Raw genomic sequence first — 3,647 nt, 5'->3', positions numbered from 1 at the left:
GATTTACAGAATAAGAATAGCCATTCACAATATCTTGTGGACAAATTTTGCCCAAAATTCGGGATGACTCATGTTTTGTTTCTAACCAAAAAATACTAAAATACATAACTGTTTTTTTCAATAGCCGCTTCTGCAACTCTTCTGCGTGCTTCTTTTAAATTGATAGGTTCTATTTTAGTAAAACGTTTCAATCCCATCAACATCACACGAAGTTCGTCGCCCTCGGCAAAGCTTGTAATCGCTGCTTTGCCAGCATTATTTGTTTTCTCTACAGCAGTGTGTAAGTAAATTAAAGCCGCATCTTTGTGTAAAGCACATGCAGCTTCTCCACGCACAGCAATCAATTTTTCAACCCTTAATAACGTTGATTCAGCGATATAAAGCTCAATCATCATATCTGCCAGATTCATGATAATTTCTTGTTCTTGTTCAAATTTCATCATGAATTTCTGTAAGGCAGCACCAGCCACCATCAAAATGGCCTTTTTCAGATTTTTGATTACCTTTTTCTCTGCTACAAAAATACCTTCATCATCCGAAACACTAAAATCTGGAATCGACATAATCTCTTTGCCAACTTCCATCGCAGCAGGCATCAAATTGATTTCGCCTTTCATTGCACGTTTCACAACCGTTCCTACAGCAAGCAAACGATTGATTTCGTTGGTACCTTCAAAAATCCTGTTAATCCTAGAATCTCTGTAAGCTCTGTCCATTGGTGCTTCCGCCGAAAAGCCCATACCGCCATAAATTTGTACACCTTCGTCAACAACATAGTCTAATACTTCCGACCCATGTACTTTCAGCATCGCACATTCTATGGCAAATTGCTCAACACCTTTTAGTTTTGCCTGAGCCGACTCTACACCCGATGCCAATAAATCTTCAATGGCATCATCAATGTTTTGTCCAGCACGATAACATGCTGATTCAGAAGCAAATACTTTTACATTCATTTCGGCAATTTTATATTTTATTGCACCGAAATTGCTGATAGAAGTACCAAATTGTTTACGTTCGTTGGCATAATTTACTGCTTTACCAATAATACCTTTAGCCGCACCCACTACCGCCGAAGCCAATTTAATACGACCTATATTCAAGATATTTACCGCAATTTTGAATCCACCTTCACGTGTATATAGCTGATTTTCAACAGGTACTTTGCAATCATTGAAGAAAATCTGACGAGTAGATGAGCCTTTTATTCCCATCTTGCGTTCTTCTTCATTCATCGTAATACCACCAAAACTTTTTTCAACAATAAATGCTGTTAAAGCTTTATCATTATCAATTTTAGCAAAAACGATAAACAAATCGGCAAAACCACCATTGGTTATCCACATTTTTTGCCCATTGATGATATAATGTTTTCCATCTTCCGATAAAACAGCCTTCGTTTTCCCCGAATTAGCATCAGAACCTGAATCTGGTTCAGTTAAGCAATAAGCCGCTTTCCATTCGCCAGTGGCTAACCTTGGCAGGTATTTAGCTTTTTGTTCTTCAGTTCCATAGTATAAGATAGGTAATGTACCGATTCCAGTATGAGCCGATAAAGCTACTGAAAATGAATGACCACCCCCACAAGCTTCCGCTACCAACATCGAGGTATTAAAATTCATTCCGAATCCACCGTATTCTTCAGGAATAGCTGTTCCTAACAAACCAAGCTCGCCAGCTTTGTCCATTAGTGAAACCATTAAATCAGTATTTTTGGCATAATCGATATCATCTAAACGTGGATGCACTTCTGTACGAAGAAAATCCAAGCAAGTCTGTGCAATCATTTGTTGCTCTTCTGTAAAATCTTCAGGAATGAAAATTTGCGAAGCGTCAATGTCTTTAATTAAAAACTCACCCCCTTTTATGGAAGCTTTATTAGCTGTGATTGTCATGTCTTTATAAGTTTATTCTGAATAAAAGCCTAAAATATGATGCTTACATACTATTTTATGTAAAGATAAGCAATAAAAAAAATGTTATGCAAGCATAACATTTAAAATTATTTTCGCACTCTCTAATTCTTTAAATAAACTCATCTTCGCCAATGTTATCAGCTTTGTAGCCGGCAGTATCGATATCTACTACTTCACTAATTTTTTGCATTACTTCAAAGAAAATCTCCAATTTTTCAGCCCCAATTTTTTCATAAATAGCATTATTAAATAATAATACACCTTCTCGTGCTTTATCTCTTTTCCTTTTTCCCTCTTCTGTCAGGTAAACCTTTACTACCCTACGATCTTCCTCGTCGGTTTCTCTTCTTATCCATTTTTTATCCTCCAAAGATTTTAACATTCTTGTTAAACTACGGGGTTCTAACCCCAAAGCAGGGGCGATTTTGGTAGCAGGAGTCCCTTTTTTATCAATATTCAATAATACATAACCAATTGCCATCGTCATGTCGAATGGAGCGGCAAATGAATTATACATTCTGCTAATGGCGTGCCAACCAGATTTGATGTGATAATCTACAGTTTTGTCTGCTTTCATATTGGTCAATTATTTATAAAGGAATGGGTTCTGTTTTGGATATTTTAATGTTATGCTTGGCATAATATGGTAAAAATGGAGAGGAAAAAATTATTATGCAAGCATACTACTAAATTAATCATTTTGTCGACATTATCACTTTATCAGTAAAGACTAAAAAACAAAGATTGCTCAATCAAGATGTTTTCAGGTATTTTGCCTCAGACGAGTTAATTGCTACGTTTAAAAATATAGAACACAATGATAGTATTATAAGCAAGTGCATAAATGTTTTATCAATTTTAGTTACATCTGTCATAAAAGGTAGATGGCAATGTTATGAAAATAAAAAGAGCAAGCCTTTTAAAGCTTACTCTTCAAATATTTCGTTAAAATCAGAGGATTGATACCATTACTTTATCTTGTTCCCTTTCATTCTGCGTACTTTTACTTTCATATTTGTAAAAACGCTTCTTGAAAGCATGATACGAACCCTTGGTTTTTTATAAACGACAAGGTACTTACTGCCTTCGTAATCTATACGAGAAAACATCGGGTTACCGTTAACATCAACCAGTTGATAGAAATATTCTCCTTTTTCACCCGCTACAGGCCCAAACCGTAAAGAACTTTCTTCATTACTTTTTTCAAAGGCAATCATTAAATGTCCGTTGTTCTCAAGTTGTACTACACCAGGCGTATTTTTTTCTAGGGTAATCCTATTGATATATCTTCCATTTTTGAAAACCACTTTCCCAGATTTAATATTGGCATCTGAAGAGGGCACTTCTCTTTCTAAATAAAGGGGATTGTCGTTATAAAATTGAATTCTAGTAAGGTCAAGTTCATTCTCTTGAAGTTGGTGCATTAAAGAACCTGTCAAATAAACGTTTTTTTGACAGCTTGTTAAAGATAGTATACTAATGATAAACAGAATCTTTTTCATTGCTTCTGGTGAATTAGTTAAAAGGCGTGTCCATAAAAGTAATCAAAAAGTTAATAAAATTCCAAATTTCCTATCATTATCAATATGAAAATTATGAGGTATCGGAAAAAAACAAACATTCATGATATACGATGATGTGTTTACGTTACTAATTCAAAAAAAAATTAGATGTAAGAGTACTTTTAAGGTGGAAGTTTATTTTTATAAAGATGAATCCATTACTATATAT

Annotated in this window: 3 protein-coding genes; all 3 read right to left on the bottom strand. The window is 34.8% G+C overall.

The annotated features are described in order from the left end of the window. Positions 1-95 precede the first annotated feature (95 nt). The 3 genes from AC07XN_RS23740 to AC07XN_RS23730 all read right to left on the bottom strand — a co-directional run bounded on the left by AC07XN_RS23740 (position 96) and on the right by AC07XN_RS23730 (position 3,418). Positions 96-1,895, bottom strand: coding sequence for an acyl-CoA dehydrogenase FadE (locus AC07XN_RS23740; RefSeq protein ID WP_309914038.1), 1,800 nt, complete (start codon positions 1,893-1,895; stop codon positions 96-98). A 130-nt stretch (positions 1,896-2,025) separates the two neighbouring features. Continuing rightward, complete coding sequence (locus AC07XN_RS23735; protein WP_309914041.1) at positions 2,026-2,493, bottom strand: MarR family winged helix-turn-helix transcriptional regulator; 468 nt, start codon at positions 2,491-2,493, stop codon at positions 2,026-2,028. Positions 2,494-2,884: 391 nt separating this feature from the next. Beyond that, positions 2,885-3,418 (bottom strand): hypothetical protein, encoded by a 534-nt coding sequence (locus tag AC07XN_RS23730; protein WP_309914044.1) that lies wholly within the window; start codon positions 3,416-3,418, stop codon positions 2,885-2,887. Positions 3,419-3,647 lie beyond the last annotated feature (229 nt).

Source organism: Arcicella sp. GW458-12-2-14-TSB2, assembly GCF_059423785.1.
This window is presented reverse-complemented; position numbering and strand designations above follow the sequence as displayed.

What these genes read in the sequence shown, in the direction of transcription:
- AC07XN_RS23740 (WP_309914038.1), bottom strand. Translation starts at nt 1,895, where the DNA reads ATGACAATCACAGCTAATAAAGCTTCCATAAAAGGGGGTGAGTTTTTA.
- AC07XN_RS23735 (WP_309914041.1), bottom strand. Translation starts at nt 2,493, where the DNA reads ATGAAAGCAGACAAAACTGTAGATTATCACATCAAATCTGGTTGGCAC.
- AC07XN_RS23730 (WP_309914044.1), bottom strand. Translation starts at nt 3,418, where the DNA reads ATGAAAAAGATTCTGTTTATCATTAGTATACTATCTTTAACAAGCTGT.